Raw genomic sequence first — 21,119 nt, forward strand, 5'->3', positions numbered from 1 at the left:
AGTTCGGCATCTATATTAGGCTTACCACCTAATTTGAAACCTGGATTCCCAGCGGATTGATAAAAATTATTCAATACATTGTCATCCAACGTATTTGTCGACACATACAAACTGCCCACGTTGATCTGGGCACTGTTGCCGATTTGTACGCCTGCCGGGTTTACGATATAAATATTACCGTTATTATTGGCGTTAATTGTACCGTAAATTTGAGATATATTCCCGGTACCAACCACATAATTCAGCGTATTATGTCTGTCTGGGCCTTTAAAGTTAACAGTAGCACTTCCACCGATACTAAAGTCATGCCACTTTATGACTTCATTTTGTACCGTCTGCGTTATGTCCATTACCGGATTTTGCGGCATAGTACTTCCAGCGGGTAATTTAGGCGTTATAGTAGTAGTATCATGCATCGGCGTACCGCCTGTCGGCAACTGATTATTCGCCACGACAGACGTCGCCGCAAAAGCCATCGGCGCAGCAGAAAATAAAGCCACCCCCATGGCGAGGCACAGGCCGATTTGCCGTTTTAATCGTGTATATTTCTCATGTTTACTCATGTATATTCCTCCATCGTTGGTCTATGGTATTGGTTAAAACATCTTATAGAGTTGGAACCAAATGCGGTCGTCGTGGTCCGTCGGCTCGGACAGGTCGCGGCGGCCGTCGATTTTGCGGGCCCAGTCGAGCTGAGCGTGCCAATCGTTAGGCAGGCTGTAGCGCAGGCCCAAGCCCCAGCCGTACAGGTGCTCCGTGGCAAAATCGTTTGCTTTATTGTTGACATAGCCAGCATCAATAAAGGCCGCAGCTTCTAATCCTTCGATGCCTGTCTGGCGGCGAATTTCGGCACTGCCAAGCCAGCCGGCGTCGCCGTAGCCTTCGCCGTTCCCGTAGGCCCGGACGCCGTTAATCCCGCCGAGGTAGAACTGCTCGCTGCCGTCCAAAGCGCGGTTCGCCAGTTGCCCCTGGAAGCGGACGCGGTAGTTCCACAGGCCGTCGTACCATATCTTTAGGACGCTGCCCGTCAGCTTGTGATAGGCTCCGTCGTAGTATGCGCCGGCTCCGTCGCCATCGCTCTGAATATCGCCGTACCAGTAAATCAGGTCGTACTGAGTGAACTCATTGGGATAATACTGACTGCCGCTGATGCCGACATGCCATACGTCGGCGTCTTTTTCCGTCTTATATTCGGGCGCATTAAACCAGTTATTGAAATTTAACCGGTCTTCGATGCGGCGGCGATCGTAGCCGTAGATAGCCGTCAGGCGGTTCATGCGGTCGCGGTACAAAGGCGTCATGCCGTAGATGCTGATGCCTCTCGATTTGCCCAAGGAATTGTAAAAATCATTCGTATGGAGCTCGTACATGCTCTGGCTGTAAGCGATGCCGACGCGCGTGCCGTCGTAGCCTACAGGCGTTTCATAGCGGACGCTGTAGCTCTTGACGTCATGGCTGGACAGCATGCCGCTCAGGGTAATCTTGTCGCCGTTATGGCTGAGGTTGTTGATTTCCGTGTTGAAGCCGTAACGGTAGCGGCCTGAATAGTAGCCACCCCCATTATCAACAAAGACATAGTTGTTCCACACCGGCCGGTCTTGTACCTGTACGTCGACAGCCGTCGTCCCTGCTTCTTTTCCGGGACGGAGAACGGCGCGGGCCGTCACGCCGGGCAGATCGTTGAGGTTGTTCATGGCTAGTTCCAGATTGCGGTCGGTCATAACGTCGCCGGCCTTGAGCTTGTGCAGATATCCCTCGAGAACGGAATCTGCCACGTCGGACGTGTTCTGGGTCACGCGGATTTCATCGTATTTCGCTACATATACTTTAATCTCCAAGCTGCCGTCAGCGATCTCCTGCGGCGGCACGACGGCCTGCGCTACGGTATAGCCGTTGTTTTTCGCGTAAGCCGTAATCTCATCGGTCAGCTTCTGCAGCTCCGATACCTTTACGCTGCGGTTGCTATATGCCTGTAATATTTCTTGCAACTGCCCTTGCTTATCAGGCAGAATAAATCCTGTCAGAGTAATTTTCCGCACATAAAAAGCCGGCACTTCTTCTGTACCGGTATTACCGGGCTGATAGCCGTCCGGCACAGCTTGATCTACGACAACGTCCTGCCGGCCCGTCCGATAATATGGATGGGTCGTCACTGCTTCTTTATCAAACGTCGGAATTGGCGACTGGGCCCAAGCCGAACAACTCATCAGCAGTCCTAAGACAATCGTCAAATGAAGAGTTTTTGTCATAAATACACCCCTCTAATACCATATAAAATATGATCATTAATAAATAATTACAGATATATAATATATCACCACCCCATTATTTGGCAATATCCCCTATGAAAAATTCCCATCTCTAATACACATAAATATACTTTCGTATATTTACCAGCCAGCGGAAATACTATAAAAAAAGAGCGCAGCTTCTGAAGAAACTACGCTCACTATATTAGTATTTTTTCTCTTTTATTTCAGCAGGCCCTTTTCTTCAATAAAATCCGACACCATATCGGCAGCCGTCGCCGTAATGCGGATGCACTGCTTGCGGTATTCCGGCGTACCGAAGCTCAGGCGGTTGAGAGCGCGGCAGCACGTCGTGCCGAAATGAGCCTTAAAGCGGTCGTGAAATTCATGGGTATATTGATATACTTCGGGCAATTCCTTTTCCGACGGGTCGAGACGGCCGACCAGAGAGCTGATAATCAGACAGGAACCGCTCAGTGCGCCGCATACGCAGCCTGAGCGGCCGATACCGCCGCCTAAGCCGCAGGCCATGCGGATGGCCACGTCGGGAAGATTCAGATTCATGCTGTCATTGCAGGCCTTGACGACCGATTCGACACAGTTATTTCCTTCTAAATGATATTTTTCGGCAAGCTTGTATACACTTTCCAATTCATAACCCCTCCTATGGTATAATCAGGGTTCATTATACCATGAAGGACGATTACTTGCCAAACAAGGCCGCCGCGTCGGCCATATTCTGCCGAATATCGACGGCAAAGGGACATCGCGTTTCACAGGCGCCGCACTGGATGCATTCCGATGCCGTATGAGGCAGTACGGCGTAATGCTCCCGTACCGTTTCAGGAATATCGCCCTGAGCCTTGCACAGGTTGAGGAATTTTGTCACTGCCGCCACGTCAATCCCCTGAGGGCAGGGTGCGCAGTGGCCGCAATACATGCACTGGCCCTTCCAGCTGATGTTCGGGAAGGACGCCAAGGCCGCGGCATAGTCTTTTTCTTCATCTGACGCGTCTTCATAGGCCAGATTCCGCTTCATTTCCTCTACAGTCCGCGCGCCGTTCATAATAGACGCCACGGCCGGCCGGTCCAAGGCATAGCTCATGCACTGGAACGGGGTCAACGCCTTTCCGGCCGGCGAAATATCGCCGCGGAGCAAGTCTCCGCCGCCGAAGGCTTTCATGACAGTAATGCCTACGCCCAGCCGCTGGCACGTTTCATACAGCAGTTGCCGCTGCGGGTCCATATTGAGCAGGGGCTTTTCATAGCTTTCGGGAGCCCACAGGAGCTCCAAGTTTTCGTTGCCGGGCTGCAGGTCGTAGCAGGGATTGACGCTGAACATAAGCACGTCAATGAGACCGCTTTCAACAGCTGCCAGGGCCGCCTGCGGGTTATGGCTCGACAGGCCGATGCTGCCGATGACGCCGGCTGCTTTCAGCTCCAAGGCGTATGCCATGACGTCTCCCTCCTGAATGCGCTGCCAATCCGACAGGGAATCGACGTAATGAACCATGCCGATTTCCAGATGATCCGTCTTCAGCCGCTTCAGCTGGTCTTCAAAGCCTGCTTTGACATCTTCTATATCACGGGTCCGCTTATACTGCCCATCCTTCCAAATCGTGCACAAATGAGCCTGCAAGACGAACTTGTCTCGCCGCCCCTGCAAGGCCTTGCCCAACGCGTCGCGAAATGCCGGATGGGGCGCATACAAGTCGATGCAGTTAGCCCCCTGTTCTTCCATAACATTGATAAAGTCTTCTGTCCATTCGGGATGCTCTACCATGCCTTCACAGCCAAAACCGATTTCTCCGACGGAAAGGCCTGTCCGTCCTAATACTCTGTATTTCATCCTATCCTACCTCCTGACTATATCCTTTCCTAATGTTGTAAGCATAGCATATAGAGTCCACTTTAAGTCAAGCCGTTTCTTACAAGTCCTTCTGCATGAAAATAGCCGGAATAGGATTGTCATAGTACGGCGGGATTTCGTAAAATCCATATTCTTTATACAGGCTCATTGCCGCCGTCATAAACGGCAAGGTGTCCAGGCGCATGTACTGGTAGCCAATCCGCCTGGCATCGCCGATACATTGCTCCATGAGAAGCCGGCTGAGTCCCTGTCCCCTGTATTCCGGCCGGACATACAGCCGCTTCAGCTCACAGCACCTTTCGTCGAGACGATGAATGGCCGCACAGCCTGCGAGCTGCCCGTCGTCACGGCACAGGCCGTACAGCCGCCCGTCGGGCAGGCCGTATTTTTCCTCTACATGGTCCAGCTCATCGCCGTAGCCCTGCGCTGCCAGACAGGATTTCACCGTCTCGTCTGTCTCGACCAGCATAGCCGTATATTCGCAAAACAGCTGCCGTATATCGTCCAGTCTATCATATGCCAATACAATCTTCATATCCATACCCTCCCCTGCAGGCATTCGGTCTATACCTGTATTATAACAGAAATCTGCCGATTTCTACCGGTAGCGTTTCACATATAATATACAAACGGCGCATCGCCAAAGGCCAGGCTCACATCGGAAGCTGCCGCAACGCAAAAAATCTGTCTCCTTGCAGAGGCTATCTGACAAGAAGACAGATTTTCATAACGATAGGCCGTTAAGACCTTAAATCAGCCCAGCAGCATGCTGCACGATGAGGCTGACTACAGACACGCTGAACCAGCAGACCAAGCCCAGCAGGATAGGACGAAGGCCATTGCGAAGCAATGAGCGCAGGTTGGTGCGCAGACCGATAGCCGCCATGGCTGCGATGATCATGAATTTCCCCAGCTGGCCCAGAAAATGAGATACGTCCGCCGGCAGGATACCGATCGTATTGACGACGGAGGCTACGACAAACCATGCGATAAAGTACGGAAATACTTTTTTCAAGCTGAACGTGCTGCCCTGGGCGGCGTCGCGCTTGCGGCGGGCTACGATAATCGCCATGACCAGGCAGACCGGCACGATCATGAGAGCCCGGGTCAGCTTCGTAATGGTCGCCAGGCTGCCGGCGGCGTCGCTGTAGGAATAGCCGGCGGCGACGACGGACGACGTGTCGTTGATGGCCGTGCCGGCCCACATGCCGAAGCCGGCGTCGCTCATGCCCATGAGGTGGCCCAAAAAGGGAAAGATAAAGACGGCAGCGATGTTGAACAGGAAAATCGTCGAAATGGAAAAGGCCACGTCTTTTTCCTTGGCTTCGATGACCGGCGCTACGGCGGCGATAGCCGAACCGCCGCAGATGGCCGTGCCGGCGCCGATGAGGGTCGTCGTCTTAAATTCCAGGTGGAGAAGCTTGCCGACGACGATGGCTACGAGAAAGGCCGTTGCCAAGGTGCATACCATTACCGACACCGATTTTGCTCCCGTATCCAGCACATGGTATAAGTTCATTTCAAAGCCGAGCAAAATAATCGAATACTGGAGCACCTTCTTGCCCGTATAGGCAATACCCTCTTCCAGCACAGCAGGCCGCCGGACAGAGGCGAAGACCATCCCCAGCAGAATCCCGAATACGGGCCCACCGATGATGGGGAAATACTGGCCCAGAAAATAGGCCGGAACAGCAAACACGAGGGTAAAGGCCAAGCCTTTCCATACATTCATGCAGATACACTTCCTTCATATCGTATTTGAAAACGTCATGAAAGAAGTGTATCATGGTATTATGTATATGTAAAATTGTATTATTTTATCGTTTTAATAGGTGATTCATTATGGATATGTCTATGACGCTGCGCCATCTGTCCGTCTTTCTCGCCGTCTGCGAGGAAAACAGCATGACCGGCGCGGCCAAACGGCTGCACATGACCCAGCCTTCAGTCAGCCAAACTATCAAGGAATTGGAAGAGGCCTACGAGGTCTGCCTCTTCGAGCGGCTGGGGCGGCGGCTGCACATCACGCCGGCCGGACAGAGCCTCCTGGCCTATGGACGGCAAATCTTGTCGCTGACAGCCCAGGCCGAACAGGCCCTCCACTCCTTCAGCCGCACGGCTCCCGTCCGCATCGGCGCCAGCGTGACTATCGGCGAAATATTCCTCGTCGAGCTGCTCCAACAGCTAAAAAGCCGTCATCCTGCGCAGGAAATCTTGTCGGAAATCCACAACACGAGCGAGCTGGAACACATGCTCCTGCGCGACGACATCGACCTGGCCCTGGTCGAAGGGGACATTTCGTCGCCCTATTTATTGTCTTCGCCCTTCATGGTCGACGAGTTGGTCGTCGTCGCGCCGCCGTCCTGTCCCCTGGCCCAGCGCACCTCCCTTTCGGTACAAGAGCTGTGCAGCTTGACCATGTACCTGCGCGAGGAAGGAAGCGGCACGCGGGACCTCTTTCTCCAGACCATGGAGCAGCACCACGCCGCCGTGCACATTGCCGGCTCGTTCAACAATACGGAAGCCCTGAAAAAGGTCGTCATGGCCGGCCTGGGCGCTACCATCCTGTCGCGCCGCCTCGTAGACGAAGACATCGCCGCCGGGCGCCTCGCCCTCCTGCCAGTAGACCGCGTCGCCTTCAAGCGCATCTTCAAAGTCGTCCGCCACAAGGACAAATTCATCACGCCGCCCCTGCAAGCCGTCATTCAGGCCTGCCAGCAGCACGACCAGTGGTTTTAAAAAGCCCATATAAAGGTATATAGAACAAAAGGGAAACGCCTGCGAACAGGTCGTTTCCCTTTTGTCTACTGGGGATGATATATCAGATATACTGACATACGACGTCGGTCATCGTATGGGTATCTGCTTTTTTGAAGCCCTCTTTATACAGGTCGGCTGTACGCCAGCCGTCGGCCAGGGCTTTGTCGACAGCGGCTTCGATAGCAGCGGCAGCGGCGTCTTCGTCTAAGGAATAGCGCAGGAGCATGGCTGCCGACAGGATGGTAGCGCAGGGATTGGCTATGCCCTGGCCGGCAATGTCCGGCGCCGAGCCGTGGATGGGCTCGTACAGGCTGGTGAGCTCGCCGATGGAGGCCGAGGGCATCATGCCGATGGAGCCGCCCAATACGGCTGCTTCGTCGCTCAGGATGTCGCCGAAGAGGTTACCCGTGACGATGACGTCGAACTGCGTCGGGTTCAGGGCCAGCTGCATGGCGCAGTTGTCGACGTAGTAATGATTCAGGACGATGTCGGGATAGTCCTTGGCGACGTCTACGACGGTGCGCCGCCACAGGCGGGACGTAGCCAGGACGTTGGATTTATCGACGGACGTGACCTTGCCGCGCCGTTTCCGCGCCGCTTCCATGGCAAAGCGCGTAATGCGCTGTACTTCGGGCACGCTGTAGTTTTCCAAGTCCCAGGCTCGTTCGACGCCGTTATGGATTTCCGATTCGCATTTGTCGCCGAAGTAAATGCCGCCGATGAGCTCGCGGACGATGACGATGTCCGTGCCGGTGACGATTTCAGGTTTTAAGGGCGAATACTCGGCCAATACGGGAGATACCTTGACGGGACGGAGGTTGACGTACAATCCCAAGGCCTTGCGCAGGCCCAGGACGGCCCGTTCGGGGCGAAGGGATGGCTCCACGTTGTCCCACTGGTCGCCGCCGACGGCTCCGAAAAGGACGGCGTCGGCCTTCTTCGCCGCTTCGACCGTATCTTCCGGCAGGGGCGTGCCGCATGCATCATAAGCCGTGCCGCCGGCGTCCTTCGTTTCAAAGGTCAGACCGATATGAAATTTGTCGTCTATTTTCTGCAGCACCTTGACGGCTGCGTCGGTAATTTCCTTGCCTATCCCATCGCCGGGAATGACTACGATATGCTTAGACATGCTTATTTATACTCCTTCACATAGTTGATTAATCCGCCGGCCTTGGCGATATCCTGGATAAAGCCCGGCAAGGGCGGCGCCTGGAAGACGTCTCCTGTCGTCTTATCGACGATTTTCCCCGTGGACAAGTCGACGTCCAGCACGTCGCCGGCCTTGATTTTCTCCACGTCGTCGCCGATTTCCAGTACGGGCAGGCCGACGTTGATGGCGTTGCGGTAGAAAATGCGGGCGAAGCTGGCGGCGATGACGACGGGCACGCCGGAGGCCTTAATGGCGATGGGCGCGTGTTCCCGCGACGAGCCGCAGCCGAAGTTGTGGCCGCCGACCATGATATCCCCTTCCCGGACATTATCTGCAAAGGATTCGTCAATGTCCACCATGCAGTGCGACGCCAATTCCTTCGGGTCAAAGCTGTTCAAATACCGGGCCGGGATGATGACGTCCGTATCTATGTTGTCGCCGTAGCGCCAAACCTTTCCTTCTAAACTCATGTTACTGAACCTCCTTCGGTGCGGCTATCTTGCCGAGAATTGCGCTGGCAGCGGCGACCTGCGGCCCTGCCAGATATACTTCGCTGTCGACGTGGCCCATGCGGCCGCGGAAATTGCGGTTCGTCGTGGACACGCATTTTTCGCCGGCGGCGAGGATGCCCATGTAGCCGCCCAGGCAGGGGCCGCACGTCGGCGTAGACACGGCGCAGCCCGCCGTAATGAAGGTTTCGATATAGCCGGCCTTCATAGCGTCCATGTAGACCTGCTGGCTGCCGGGGATGACGATGCAGCGGACGCGGGGATGAACCTTGCGTCCCTTCAGGATCGACGCGGCGATTTCCAAATCTTCCAGACGGCCGTTCGTGCAGGAGCCGATGACGACCTGATCGATGGCGATGTCGCCGAAGGTACCGATGACCTTCGTATTGCCCGGCAGATGCGGGAAAGCTACGACAGGCTTCAGTTCGGACAGGTTGATGTCGACGGTCCGGCAGTATTCGGCGTCTTCGTCTGCTGTGACGACGTCGTATTCGTAGGCGATGCGGCCTTTTTCGTAGGCTATCGTCTGTTCGTCGACGGGGAAAATCCCGTTCTTCGCACCGGCTTCAATAGCCATGTTGGCAATGGTCAGGCGGTCGGTCATGGTGAGGGCCGCCACGCCTTCGCCGGTGAATTCCAGCGATTTGTACAGCGCGCCGTCAACGCCGATCATACCGATGAGAGTCAGCATAACGTCCTTGCCCGTAATGTCATCGGGCTTTTGTCCCGTCAGGTGGACGTTGATGGCTTCGGGCACCTTGAACCACGCTTCGCCCGTGGCCATGGCCACGCCCAAATCAGTTGAGCCGACGCCTGTGGCAAAGCCGCCTAATGCGCCGTACGTACAGGTATGGGAATCAGCGCCGATGGTCAGCATGCCCGGCCCTACGATGCCCTGTTCGGGCAAGAGGACGTGCTCGATGCCGACGCGGCCCACTTCAAAGTAATGGGTAATTTCGTGTTCCCTGGCAAAATCGCGGACGATTTTCGCTAAACCTGCCGATTTAATGTCCTTGTTCGGCGTAAAGTGGTCCGGTACCAAGGCGATTTTATCCTTGTCGAAAACGGGCCGGCCGATTTTATTGAATTCGGCGATGGCCGGCGGCGCCGTAATGTCGTTGGCCAGTACCATATCTAACTTGCATGTAATCAAATCTCCTGCTTTGACAGAAGGAAGGCCGGCGTGCTTTGCCAGTATCTTCTGCGTCATCGTCATTCCCATGTGAGTCTATTCCTCCTCTGATATCAATATATTGGGCGCGCCGTCGCCGGCGCACCCCTGCGTTGTCGGTTTAGTGTTGTCCTGCAATAGCCTTGAATTCGCTGACCGCCGCCGGATCGGACGTCAGGTGGCGGAAGCGGACGCGCTGGGCCATGCCTTCCATGCGGTTGATTGCCGTGATAAAGGCGAAAATCGAAGCGGTCATCGTATCCGTATCGACGCCGGCGCCCCAGGTCGTGCGGCCCTGCTTGTCTGTCAGGCCGAAGTAGGCGATGCCGCGCGAGTCGGAACCGCGGTCCAAATCGTGTTCGCTGTACACGAGGTTGTCGATTTCGATTCCGTAAGCCTCGCAGATGGCGTTGCTGATGGCGTTGAGCTGGCCGTTGCCCCGCCCTTCCAGGATGACCTCTTCTTCGTCAGCCTTGACTAAAATCTTGCCGACCCACTGGCCGCCGAATTTCTGTACGAAGAAATTTTCAACCTTCAAGGGCCAGCCTACGTTCAAGTAATTCTGCTCGAATACGTCATAGATTTCAGCCGGCTTGAGCTCCTGATGCTTGTGATCCGATACGCTCTTGACGAAATAGCTGAAATCTTCGCGCATCTTCTTGGGCATGTCGATGCCGTAGTTCTGCTCCATGATGAAGCCTACGCCGCCCTTGCCGGACTGGCTGTTGATGCGGATGACGTCGGAGTCGTAGGTACGGCCCACGTCGTGGGGATCGATATACAGATACGGACAGGTCCAGTACTGCTCGTTTCCTTCTTCGCGGAAATGCATGCCCTTGGCGATGGCGTCCTGATGGGAGCCGGAGAAGGCGGCAAAGACCAGCTGGCCTGCGTAGGGCTGTCTGGGATGAACATGCATGCGCGTCACCCGTTCGTACGTGTCAACGAGCTTGGGCATATTGGAAAAATCCAGCTGCGGGTCGACGCCCAAGGCGAACATGTTCATGGCGACGGTGACGATATCGACGTTGCCCGTCCGTTCGCCGTTGCCGAACAATGTCCCTTCGACGCGGTCCGCCCCGGCCAGGAGGGCCATTTCCGCGTCGGCTACGCCCGTGCCGCGGTCATTATGCGGATGGACGGACAAGACGACGTTGTCGCGGTATTTCAGGTTCTGCGACATGTAGGCAATCTGGGCGGCGAAAACGTGCGGCATGGACATCTGCACCGTCGACGGCAGGTTGATGATGGCCTTGCGGTCGGCCGTGGGCTTCCATACGTCCAGAACGGCGTTGCATACCTCCAGGGCGTATTCCGGCTCGGTGCCGGTGAAGCTTTCCGGCGAATATTCGAAACGGTAGTCGGCCCCGGCTTCGTCTGTCAGGCGCTGAAGCAATTTTGCGCCGTCGACGGCAATCTGCTTGATTTCTTCCTTGGACATGCGGAAGACCTGCTGCCGCTGGGCAAAGGACGTCGAGTTGTAGACGTGGACGATGGCGTTTTTGACGCCCTGCAGGGCCTCGAAGGTCTTGCGGATAATGTGCTCGCGAGCCTGTGTCAGTACCTGGACGGTCACGTCATCAGGAATCATGTCGTGTTCGACGAGGTAGCGCAGGAATTCGTATTCCGTTTCCGACGCTGCCGGGAAGCCTACTTCGATTTCCTTAAAGCCCATGGCTACGAGGGTCTTGTAAAATTCGATTTTTTCATCAAGGCTCATAGGAATGATGAGGGCCTGGTTGCCGTCGCGCAAATCGACGCTGCACCACACGGGAGCCTTGTCGGGGCAATCCTTGTATGCCCACGACATATCGACGACAGGGGGCATGTAATACCCTTTTTTGTAATGTTCTACGTTTCTCATACTTCCATCTCTCCTTGATCATGAAATACATACGGCAAATATAACATAATCAAAATAAAAAAATCTTCCGCCTCGTTAAGAGACGAAAGATATCCTTACGCGTTACCACTCTCATTCATGCCCAAAGGCATGCTCTCTATAGGTACGGACATATCGTCGATACCCTCCTGTTTGTTAACGGCCAGGCCCCGGCTCCACCTACTGTCATTTCAGCGAGCTGCTTAGAGACGAGTTCACTTCCATTCCGTTGCTGCTTCTCACCGGCCAGCAGCTCTCTGCAAACTTTCTGGAACCTACTATTTCTCTTCAACGCATTTTTTATTTTGACTTGTTGATGTGTATGTTATCACAAGAAAAACGTCTTGGCAAGGGAATTTCTTAAATTTTACAAAAAATTATTAAGTTAAACCTTTTACTATTGCAGATATATTAGGTATTCAACCGTAAAAATGACAGTTTCTGCAAAAAACAAATCTGTCTCTTGTATTTTCCGGCAAAACGTGATAGACTAGTAAAGTATTCGCCGAGAGCCATACATGCGCCTATAGCTCAGGGGATAGAGCACCGGTCTCCGGAACCGGGTGCGTAGGTTCGAATCCTACTAGGCGCACCACCTATGAAGCAGCCGTAAAGGCTGCTTTTTGTATATCCCGCCATTTAAAAGGAGGTTATCGTCATGTCTCAATTACCGGGCCTGCACCTGCGCGAGTCCCATCCGCAGCTTTGCCTCACCCTGCGCGGCGAAACGATCGAAGAGCTCAGCGACGCCGTCCGCGCCTTGTCGGAATATCCGGCCGACGTCATCGAATTCAATGCCGCAACCTTTAACGGCGTCAGCAATTTCTCTCAAATCGGCAACGCCCTGCTCCTCATCACCAGTCCGCTCCGCGACCAGCGGGTCGTCTTCTCCTGCCCCATGGCCGAGCTGCCGGAATATTACCAGACCCAGGACGACTACTACGACATCTTATTTTTCGCCATCCGCACGGGCCTCATCGACGCCGTGGAAATCGAATCGACGCTGGACATAGACAAGATCGACGAGCTGGCCGACGAAGCGACGGAAGCCGACATCATGCCTATCCTCACCATCCGCTGCGACGGCCCCTTCTCAGAATCGGATTTTGCCGACAAGCTGTTCTCCGCCGTATCGGAAGATATTTTCGCCTACCACATCATCTGCTCTCCCCAGTCGGACGAAGAGCTGGCGGAAATCATGGAATGCCTGCACAGCTGTGAGGCCGTCCATGAGGACACGCAGTTCATCATCGAAACGAGAGGCTCCTACGGGAAAGAAGCCCTCAAAAACGGCAACACCTTCTCGTCGCCTATCCTCTACGCCGCACCGGAAGAAACGGAAGACAGACTGTCCGTCGCCGAACTGCACGGCGTTCTTCAAGCAAAATGACATAGATATAAATAGGCAAAAGCGCCTCGCCGCAGCGTATCGGAGCTGCCGGCAGGGCGCTTTTTTCATGAGGTTATATCGTTTCAAAGAGGGACTGGTTTTTGCGGCCCCGGCGGTGGTATATGCCGATGCGGCGGGCCAGCATCATATCCGCATCCAAGGGAATGCCGAACTGCTTGCCCAGCACTTCCCAGACCTGCTGGGGCTTAACGGCCCCTTCGTCAGTCTGCAGGATACCGACGCGCAGGGTCAGCGTTTCGCCGTCGGTCTCTCCGGAAAGAGGTTCGACGACGTGATGCTTCACGTTGATAAGGCGAACCTTGCGCGCATCCTTAGGCGATACCTTCTCGTACATGACGTCGGAAGCCTCGTTGAAGGCCTGCAGCGCCTTCTGAAGGGCGTCGTCGCCGTATCCGGCCTGTACGGGACCGGTCAGGCGGTACACGGCATAATTGGCCATCGCCATGAGCTTAGGCGCCCTGGCGTCGACGTATTTGCCGCCCAGGACGACAAAGCCGTCCGGCGACTGGGCGTTCATCTGCTTGACGACGTCTTCTACAGGCAGGCGCTCGCGCAGCTCCATGTCCAGATATTCTTCGTCGGCCGTTACGCCGACGCCGAGAGCCGAGGCGAAGCTCAGCTTCATATGGGGATTAAAGCCTTCGGAATAGGCGATGGGCAGGCGGGCCCGGATGATGACGTAGCGGACGGCCCGGGCAAAATCCAGATGGGACAAAAATTGCAGAGCCCCGTCCTTCTTAACAGCTAAACGCAGTCTTTCCACGGCCGGCACCTTCCTTTCTGTCGATGATTTCTACGCCTAAATTCGGGCATACGCCGCATCCCGTGCAGCTCAGATGACGGCAGTCGTGAGTCAGCTCTCCGCCGACGGCCTTCTGCCATTCCCGCTGGAGGAAGGCCTTGGACGCGCCGTTGCTCAGGTGGTCCCACGGCAGGGGCTCGTTCACATCGCGCTGGCGGGCGGCGAAGTAATCAGGATCGACGCCGGCTTTGGCAAAGGCTTCCATCCACTTGTCGTAGTCGAACAGCTCCGTCCAGCCGTCGAATTTACAGCCCAGCTTCCACGCTTCGTAGAGCACCTGACCCATGCGGCGGTCGCCGCGGGCGAAGGTCGCTTCCAAATAGCCCGTCTTGGCGTCGTGGTAGTGGTACGAAATATGCTTATCCCGGATGAGGCTCTTCAAATAGGCCTGCTTGCGCTGAATTTCTTCAACGGGAAGCTGGCCGAACCATTGGAAGGCCGTGTGGGACTTGGGTACGAAGCTCGACACGGACACGGTGACCTTGCCGTTGTTCTTCTTCGTCACCGTGCGGTACAAATTCAGCACCTTATATGCCAGGTCAGCAATACCGGCCAAATCTTCGTCCGTCTCTGTCGGCAAACCCATCATGAAATATAGTTTGACGGTAGACCAGCCGTTTTGGAAAGCGTTTTCACAGGCCTTCAGGAGATTTTCTTCCGTCACGCCCTTGTTGATGACGTCGCGGAGGCGCTGCGTCCCCGCTTCGGGCGCGAAGGTCAGGCCGCTCTTGCGGACCTGCTGGACTTTCTTGGCAATATCGACGGAAAAGCTGTCGACGCGCAGCGACGGCAGGCTGACGCTGACCTTCTGATCCTTAAACTCATCCAGCAGCATGTCGACCAGCTCGGGCAGACAGGAATAGTCGGCCGAGCTGAGGCTCATGAGGGAGATTTCGTCATAGCCGGAGTTGGCGACGATTTCCTTTGCCAGCTGTACGAGGCGCTGCGGCGATTTTTCCCGGACGGGACGGTACAGCATGCCGGCCTGGCAGAACCGGCAGCCCCGGCTGCAGCCGCGGAACAGTTCGAGGACGGCCCGGTTGTGAACGATGTCGATATTCGGAACGAGGGGTTTCGTCGGGAAAAAGACGTGCTCCATGTCGGCGACGACGCATTTTTCAATGTGTTCCTTTGCTTCCGGCTCCGTCGGCACGAGTCCCAGGAAATTCCCCTGCTCGTCATACCGGGCGTCGTAAAAGGCCGGCACGTAGTTTCCCTGCTGTTGGGCCAGCTGTTTCAGCAGCCCCTTCTTGCCGCCGGGCTTGCCCTGTTCTTTCCAGGCGATGATCGTATCGGCCGTCAGCTGCGTCGACTCTTCCGATTCGCCGAGGAAGAAAACGTCGACGTAATCGGCCAGAGGCTCGGCATTGTAGGCGCAGGGGCCGCCGGCAGCGACGAGGGGCATATCCTCTCCCCTGTCCTTGGAAAAGAGGGGAATACCGGCTAAATCGAGCATATTCAGGATATTGGTAAAGCTCATTTCATACTGGAGGGTGAAGCCGACCATGTCGAAATCGACGACAGGCGTCTTCGTTTCCAGGGAAAAGAGGGGATAGCCCTTCTGGCGCATGACCTCTTCCATGTCGGGCCACGGCGCGTAGACGCGCTCGGCCGCCACGTCGTCCCGCTCGTTGAGCAGGGCGTAGAGAATACGCAGGCCTAAATGGCTCATGGCTACTTCATATACGTCGGGAAAACAATAGGCAACGGTCAGCTTTACGTCGTCGTGGTTCTTGACGACGCTGTTCCATTCGCCGCCGACGTATCGAGCCGGCTTGCTGACCTTGCTGAGCAAAATCGGATCTATCGAAACAGTACGGGACACTGAATTTCCTCCTAATCGCTAAAAAATCATAGTCTGCTGGCGCATGTACACGCTGAGCAAAATACCCAGGCCTACCATATTAGTCGTCAGGGCGCTGACGCCGTAGCTCATAAAGGGCAGCGGAATCCCCGTGACCGGCATGATGCCGCAGGTCATGCCGACGTTGACCAGAATCTGGAAGGTCCACATGGAAATGACGCCTGTAGCCAAAAGCATGCCGAAGGGGTCCTTGCACTCCTTGGCGATCATGAGGCCGCGGTAAATGAGCACGAAATACAAAAACAGCAGAAATACGCAGCCTAAAAAGCCCAGCTCTTCGCCGATAACGGAAAAGATGAAGTCCGTATGGTTTTCCGGCAGGAAGTTCAACTGGCTCTGGGAGCCCTGAAACAGGCCCTTGCCGAAAAGCATGCCCGAGCCGATGGCAATTTTAGACTGGATGATATGATAGCCCGCGCCGAAGGGGTCGGCATTGGGGTCCAAAAATACGGTAATGCGGGCCTTCTGGTAATCCTTCAGGAAGTGCCAGCCAATAGGCGCCAGGATGACGCCGACGGCGGCGATATTGCGCAGCAGGGACAGATTGATGCGCGATACAAATACCATTCCCAAACCGATGGCTAAAAAGACGAGGCTCGTCCCCAAGTCGGGCTGCTTCAATACGAGCAGGAAGGGGATGCCGATAAATAAGCCGACAGGCAGGACGCTGCGGAACGTATTGAGCTGGCCGACCCGTTCCGACAGCAGGGCCGCTGTGCAGACGATCATGATGATCTTGGCAAATTCCGACGGCTGCACCGTAATCGGCCCGACCTGAATCCACCGCTGGGCCCCTAAGGCCGACGTGCCGACAAACATGACGGCCAGCAGCATGAGCAGGTTGACGACGTACAAGGGCTTGGCGAAGCGCTTGAGCCGCGTGTAATCGTAGTGGCAGAAAAACAGGACCAGGGCTAAATTGATAATAAACCCTATGCCCTGACGAATGACGAAATCGTAATTGATGATGCCTTTGTTAATGTGCGTGGCGCTGCCGATAATGCATAAGCTGACGCCTATGATGAGGAAGCTTATGATGAGCAGCACTTTATCTAAATTTTTCCATTCTCGTTTCAACATATATAGGAACTCCTATCGGCGATAATGTCGCCAAGCTGCAGACTGGTCGCGCCGCCGCCGCAGGGACAGGCCCCTGGGCCGTCGAGGCATATCCTCGTCTGCCGCGTCTTCTTCTGGTTCTTCTTCAGGCTCGGCCGCCGTGCCGTTCAGAATAGCCGCCGCTTTCTGCAGCTCCGCTACGGCCAGGGCCTTCATGCAGCCGAGAGATTCTTTTTCTTCCTCGTCAGCAACGGGCAAGCTTTCTTTTTCCTCTGCGCCGGCTCCTTCCGCCGTCGGCAGCAGGGCCGTCAGGCTGCCGATGTCCGGAGCCGCTTCCCCTTCGACGTAGGCCGCTGTCTGAGCCAGGGCCTTCATGAAGGGAGTCTCCGCCGCGTGCAGGAGGCAGCCCTCGTGGGCAGCCCGGTGCACCGCCGGGTCGTGAGGCAGAATGCCGGCGACGGTTTCGGGATTTAAAATCTGCAGCATATCCTGCACCGGCACATAGCCGGGTACGCCGCTGTAGAAATTATTGAACAGCACGTCGTAATTGAAGCGCTTGCGCTTGTTGCAGAACTGCATGACCCGGGCGGCGTCGCGCATAGACGACCACGTCGGCTCGACGACGAAGAAAATGCGGTCGGCAATGGCCGTGGCGTCCTTGTAGGCCCGCCCCCGCCCCGGCGGACAGTCGATGAGGGTATAGTCGTGGTCTTTAGACAAGGTTTCGACGATATAATGGTACGTCGGCGCGTCGATTTTTTCCCACGTATGCTTCTGGCTGGCCGCTAAAAAGTCCAGCTTGCCGGCAACAGTCATGACGGCTTCGCCGGCGCGGCAGCGTCCCTTGATGACGTCGCCTATATCGTACAGGACGTCGTCCTGCATGCCAAACATGAGATCTAAGTTGCGCAGGCCCATATCGGCGTCGACGGCCAGTACGGAATGGCCGCGGCGCTGCAGGGCGATAGCCAGGGAGGCCGTGACCAGCGTCTTGCCGACGCCGCCCTTACCCGAGGCGATAGCTATGATGGTTGACATGAGAACGACTCCTTTCTGTACAATACGAAATTACAAATCCTATTCTGCCGGCTCGGCGTCCTGGGCCGCCGCTCCGTCGGCGCCTGCCTTCTGGTCCTTCTCTTCGTCCTTCGGCATGCCGGCGGCGTATTTGCCGACGTGGAAAAATTCTTCCAGCATTTCCTTAACAATCGGCGCAGACGCGCTGGAACCGTACCCGCCCTGTTCGACGAGAACGGCGATGACGATGCGCGGATGGTCGAAGGGCGCGTAGGCCACGAACCAGCCGTGGTCCTGGCCGCTGTAGTTTTCGGCCGTACCGGTCTTGCCGGCTACCTGGATTGGGAAATCGGCAAAGATATATCCCGCCGTCCCCTCTTCCGTAACGTTGCGCATGCCTTCGCGGATCAAATCCAGCGTCGACCGCGAAATGGACAGGGTGCCGATTTGCTCCGGCGCAAAAATCTTATAAGGCGTGCCGTCGAGATTATCGATGCGGCTGACCAAAAAGGGGCGGTACTGGATGCCGCCGTTGGCCACTTCGCTGACGATCAGGGCCGCCTGGAGTGGCGTGACGAGTTGGAAGCCCTGGCCGATAGCCGAGTTGAACGTATCGCCCAGATACCAGTCTTCACCAAAGGTGTCCATCTTGTATTTCTCGCTGGCAATGAGGCCCGACGATTCGCCGCGCAGGTCGATGCCCGTCTTCTTGCCCATGCCGAACATGGCCGCGTATTCCGCCAGCTTGTCGATGCCGACGCGCCGGCCCATTTCATAGAAATATACGTTGTCCGACTTGGACAAGGCTTCGGTAAAGTTAATCCAGCCCAGGGCTTCGCCGCCGGCGTTGCGCATGTCTACGAGCCAGTGACGGCCGCTGTCGAAAATCAATTCGTCAGGTGTAACCTTTTTCAGCTCCAGGGCGGCGGCGCCAGTAATGATCTTAAAGGGCGAACCCGGCGGATATTCGCCGGCAATGGCCCGGTTTTCCATGGGGTGATAGGGATTGTCGTTGATCTGGGACCATTCGGCTTCCGTAATCCCCCGGGTAAACCAGTTCGGATTGTACGACGGGCGGCTGGCCATAGCCAGCACGGCTCCCGTATTGGGGTCCAGGGCGACCATAGCGATGCCAGCCGTGCCGATGCCGTTGGCAATCTGGGCATCCATAGCCTTTTCTGCCGCCTGCTGCAGGTTCAGGTCGATAGTTAAGTGAATATTGTGGCCGGCTACGGGATTCTTTCGTTCCATTTCCTTGACCGGACTGCCCGTAGCGTCGACTTCGACCTGCCGGCCGCCGTCCTTGCCGCGGAGCAGGTCGTCATAGTACGCTTCCAGGCCGGCCCGGCCGATCTGAGTGATATTGGACACGCCCTCCTGCCCTTCGAGGCGCTTCTGGTCGTCCTCGTCTATCTGTCCGACGTAGCCGAAAATCTGCGCGGCCATTTCGTTGTACGGATAGTAGCGGATCGGCTGGACGTCGATGGAAATCCCCGGCAGCTCGTTGCGCCGTTCTTCAATTTTAGTGACAATATCCTGGGTCAGGTCGTTGGCCAGGACCGTCGGGATATAAGAGCTCTTTACTTTATCTATTTTTTCCCGCAGCTTGGCTTCCGGGATATTCAGCAGCTGCGACAATTCGTTCAGCTCCGCGTCGGACATGCCGTCCTTCGTCGGTACGTAGGTCACCATGAAGCTGGGCCGCGAGCCGACGAGAATCTGGCCGTTGCGGTCGTACATGACGCCGCGCATGGCCGCGATGGGGACGGCCCGCAGCCGGTTTCCTTCGGCCAGGGAGTGGTAATACTCCCCTTCTACGAGCTGCAAATAAGCCAGCCGGCAGACCAGTATGGCGAAGATAGCGATGATGACCCAATACAAATACCGGAAGCGGCCGTCATCGCTCTTTTTTTTCATTAACGCTTCAAGCATCTGCGCGTTCCTCCATCTACCAACGATATCCCATGTGGCCGTAGTACAACTCGTCGCGGCGCAGCCGCCAGACGACGCGGTCTACCGGCAGGGCCAGTATGCCGTGGTACGCCAGCATGGGAATACTGAATTCAAACAAATAGGATGCCCCGTTGATGAACTGGCCGGAAATAAACAGGACGGCGCAGGTCAGAATCAGGCAGCACTCCGTCGCGCCCAGGACGATGAGCTCCGTCAATATCCACTGGTCCTTGTCGATGCCGCGGCCTATGTAGCTGCAGGCAAAGGCGATGACGAGATACGGCAGCAGGTGGAGGCCCAGGAAATTGCCGATTACTACATCCTGGCAGACACCGCCTATCAGAGCCGTAACGACGCCGACGCGCTGGCCATGATGAAGGGCCATGAGGACGACGAAGAGAAATACGAGGTTCGGCTGGGTAATGCCGTCGCATACAAAGGGCAGGACGGAGCTTTGCAGGATGAATACGATGAACGCCGTCATAAGGCAACTCAGCTTTTTCATAAGGCTGCCGCTCCTTTGATTCCTTCTACTTTATCGCGGTTCGTCTGGGGAACGAGCTTCGGCGCGACGCCGGGCTTGTCGTACGAACCGGTATCAGACGATTTCAAGATGACGAATACTTCTTCCAGCTTGGAGAAGTCGACGCTGGGACGGATGACGGCGTATTTGACGAAATCGTTGTCGTTCTGGTGAATCGACACGATGGTGCCGACGTACAATCCCTTGGGATAAATGGAGCCGAAGCCCGACGTGACGAGGGTATCGCCCTCCAGAATATCCGCGTCTTTGGCGATGTTGACGAACTGCGGTTCCGACGGCACGTTGCCGTTGCCGCGGACGACGGACGATACGCGCGATTCCGGCCGCTGTACGATAGCGCCGATGCTGGTGCGCGGGTCCGTCAGTAGCTGGACGCGGGCCGAATGGGGATAGGCCTCGCTGATGAAGCCGACGACGCCGCTCGGCGTAATGACGGGCATGTCCTTGGCGACGCCTTCGTTCGTGCCGGCGTCGATGATCATCGTGTTGCTCCACGTACCGTAATCACGGGAAATGACGACTGCGGCAACCATCTGGTATTGGCCGTGGGATGCGCGGAAGTCGAGGAGCTGACGCAGGCGGTCGTTTTCGGCCACCAGCTCGTCGTAGTCGACGGTGCGGCTCTTGAGCTCGGCGTTTTCCCGTTCCAGCGCTTCCCATTCAATGCGGTTTTTTAAACTAATATCGACGATGTGAAAAGCCGACGCCAAGGAATTCATGATACGGCTCGCCCCGTATTCAAAGGGGGCCGCAGCCATCTGTAGCGGCTTGGCTACGAAGGGCAGCGATTCGCGCTGCCGCCAGGCCCAGCCGACGACGGCGATGAGGACAAAGAGTATCAGCACGATGACGACGCTTTTTTTACCTAACGAAAACAA

At 55.9% G+C, this 21,119-nt stretch carries 18 protein-coding genes, 1 tRNA gene and 1 other annotated feature; of the genes, 3 read left to right on the forward strand and 16 right to left on the reverse strand.

Annotated features, from left to right (window positions below; translation table 11 throughout):
* Nucleotides 1-596: 596 nt before the first annotated feature.
* The 5 genes from B5F80_RS03715 to B5F80_RS03735 all read right to left on the reverse strand — a co-directional run bounded on the left by B5F80_RS03715 (nucleotide 597) and on the right by B5F80_RS03735 (nucleotide 5,851).
* Nucleotides 597-2,249: a ShlB/FhaC/HecB family hemolysin secretion/activation protein gene (locus tag B5F80_RS03715; RefSeq protein ID WP_087477478.1), complete on the reverse strand. Its 1,653-nt coding sequence runs from the start codon at nucleotides 2,247-2,249 to the stop codon at nucleotides 597-599.
* A 222-nt stretch (nucleotides 2,250-2,471) separates the two neighbouring features.
* Nucleotides 2,472-2,900 carry a C-GCAxxG-C-C family (seleno)protein gene (locus B5F80_RS03720; RefSeq protein ID WP_087477479.1) on the reverse strand — a complete coding sequence of 143 codons (429 nt, stop codon included), beginning with the start codon at nucleotides 2,898-2,900 and terminating at the stop codon, nucleotides 2,472-2,474.
* A 52-nt stretch (nucleotides 2,901-2,952) separates the two neighbouring features.
* Nucleotides 2,953-4,098 (reverse strand): aldo/keto reductase, encoded by a 1,146-nt coding sequence (locus tag B5F80_RS03725; RefSeq protein ID WP_087477480.1) that lies wholly within the window; start codon nucleotides 4,096-4,098, stop codon nucleotides 2,953-2,955.
* 79 nt (nucleotides 4,099-4,177) lie between these two features.
* Nucleotides 4,178-4,654 (reverse strand): GNAT family N-acetyltransferase, encoded by a 477-nt coding sequence (locus tag B5F80_RS03730; RefSeq protein WP_198947416.1) that lies wholly within the window; start codon nucleotides 4,652-4,654, stop codon nucleotides 4,178-4,180.
* 213 nt (nucleotides 4,655-4,867) lie between these two features.
* Entirely contained in the window at nucleotides 4,868-5,851 is a 984-nt protein-coding gene (locus B5F80_RS03735; protein ID WP_087477482.1) for a YeiH family protein, read from the reverse strand.
* Nucleotides 5,852-5,961: 110 nt separating this feature from the next.
* On the opposite strand from B5F80_RS03735, the gene B5F80_RS03740 reads away from it, so the two are divergent.
* Complete coding sequence (locus B5F80_RS03740; RefSeq protein ID WP_239386298.1) at nucleotides 5,962-6,858, forward strand: LysR family transcriptional regulator; 897 nt, start codon at nucleotides 5,962-5,964, stop codon at nucleotides 6,856-6,858.
* A gap of 82 nt (nucleotides 6,859-6,940) precedes the next feature.
* Here the strand turns inward: B5F80_RS03740 and leuB are convergent, their stop codons facing one another.
* The 4 genes from leuB to B5F80_RS03760 form a co-directional block, all read right to left on the reverse strand.
* Nucleotides 6,941-8,008, reverse strand: coding sequence for a 3-isopropylmalate dehydrogenase (gene leuB / locus B5F80_RS03745; protein ID WP_087477483.1), 1,068 nt, complete (start codon nucleotides 8,006-8,008; stop codon nucleotides 6,941-6,943).
* Nucleotides 8,009-8,010: 2 nt separating this feature from the next.
* Entirely contained in the window at nucleotides 8,011-8,499 is a 489-nt protein-coding gene (locus B5F80_RS03750) for a 3-isopropylmalate dehydratase small subunit (protein ID WP_087477484.1), read from the reverse strand.
* 1 nt (nucleotide 8,500) lies between these two features.
* Nucleotides 8,501-9,760, reverse strand: coding sequence for a 3-isopropylmalate dehydratase large subunit (leuC, locus tag B5F80_RS03755; RefSeq protein WP_087477485.1), 1,260 nt, complete (start codon nucleotides 9,758-9,760; stop codon nucleotides 8,501-8,503).
* Nucleotides 9,761-9,830: 70 nt separating this feature from the next.
* Nucleotides 9,831-11,573: a 2-isopropylmalate synthase gene (locus tag B5F80_RS03760; protein ID WP_087477486.1), complete on the reverse strand. Its 1,743-nt coding sequence runs from the start codon at nucleotides 11,571-11,573 to the stop codon at nucleotides 9,831-9,833.
* Between the two features lie 75 nt (nucleotides 11,574-11,648).
* Nucleotides 11,649-11,892, reverse strand: a binding site (T-box leader).
* A 219-nt stretch (nucleotides 11,893-12,111) separates the two neighbouring features.
* Here B5F80_RS03760 and B5F80_RS03765 point away from each other — a divergent pair.
* Together B5F80_RS03765 and B5F80_RS03770 are read left to right on the forward strand one after the other, a co-directional pair.
* Nucleotides 12,112-12,186: transfer RNA gene (locus tag B5F80_RS03765), tRNA-Arg, on the forward strand.
* Nucleotides 12,187-12,249: 63 nt separating this feature from the next.
* Nucleotides 12,250-12,981 carry a type I 3-dehydroquinate dehydratase gene (locus B5F80_RS03770; protein ID WP_087477487.1) on the forward strand — a complete coding sequence of 244 codons (732 nt, stop codon included), beginning with the start codon at nucleotides 12,250-12,252 and terminating at the stop codon, nucleotides 12,979-12,981.
* 73 nt (nucleotides 12,982-13,054) lie between these two features.
* On the opposite strand, the gene B5F80_RS03775 is transcribed toward B5F80_RS03770, so the two are convergent.
* Genes B5F80_RS03775 through mreC form a run of 7 tightly spaced genes read right to left on the reverse strand, consistent with a single transcriptional unit; the run spans nucleotide 13,055 to nucleotide 21,119 of the window.
* Complete coding sequence (locus B5F80_RS03775; protein ID WP_087477488.1) at nucleotides 13,055-13,765, reverse strand: TIGR03936 family radical SAM-associated protein; 711 nt, start codon at nucleotides 13,763-13,765, stop codon at nucleotides 13,055-13,057.
* Entirely contained in the window at nucleotides 13,740-15,629 is a 1,890-nt protein-coding gene (locus tag B5F80_RS03780) for a TIGR03960 family B12-binding radical SAM protein (RefSeq protein WP_087477489.1), read from the reverse strand. Before B5F80_RS03780 ends, B5F80_RS03775 begins: the two co-directional genes overlap by 26 nt.
* Before the next feature lie 18 nt (nucleotides 15,630-15,647).
* Complete coding sequence (gene rodA, locus B5F80_RS03785) at nucleotides 15,648-16,748, reverse strand: rod shape-determining protein RodA (RefSeq protein WP_087477490.1); 1,101 nt, start codon at nucleotides 16,746-16,748, stop codon at nucleotides 15,648-15,650.
* A gap of 12 nt (nucleotides 16,749-16,760) precedes the next feature.
* Nucleotides 16,761-17,765, reverse strand: a complete 1,005-nt coding sequence (locus B5F80_RS03790) for an AAA family ATPase (RefSeq protein WP_087477491.1) — start codon at nucleotides 17,763-17,765, stop codon at nucleotides 16,761-16,763.
* 39 nt (nucleotides 17,766-17,804) lie between these two features.
* Nucleotides 17,805-19,676, reverse strand: a complete 1,872-nt coding sequence (gene mrdA / locus B5F80_RS03795) for a penicillin-binding protein 2 (protein ID WP_087477492.1) — start codon at nucleotides 19,674-19,676, stop codon at nucleotides 17,805-17,807.
* 16 nt (nucleotides 19,677-19,692) lie between these two features.
* On the reverse strand, nucleotides 19,693-20,202 hold the full coding sequence (mreD, locus tag B5F80_RS03800) for a rod shape-determining protein MreD (protein ID WP_087477493.1): 510 nt from the start codon (nucleotides 20,200-20,202) through the stop codon (nucleotides 19,693-19,695).
* Nucleotides 20,199-21,119 (reverse strand): rod shape-determining protein MreC, encoded by a 921-nt coding sequence (mreC, locus tag B5F80_RS03805; RefSeq protein WP_087477494.1) that lies wholly within the window; start codon nucleotides 21,117-21,119, stop codon nucleotides 20,199-20,201. Before mreC ends, mreD begins: the two co-directional genes overlap by 4 nt.

The sequence above is a fragment of the Megasphaera sp. An286 genome (assembly GCF_002163455.1).
GTDB classification, from domain to species: domain Bacteria; phylum Bacillota; class Negativicutes; order Veillonellales; family Megasphaeraceae; genus Megasphaera; species Megasphaera stantonii.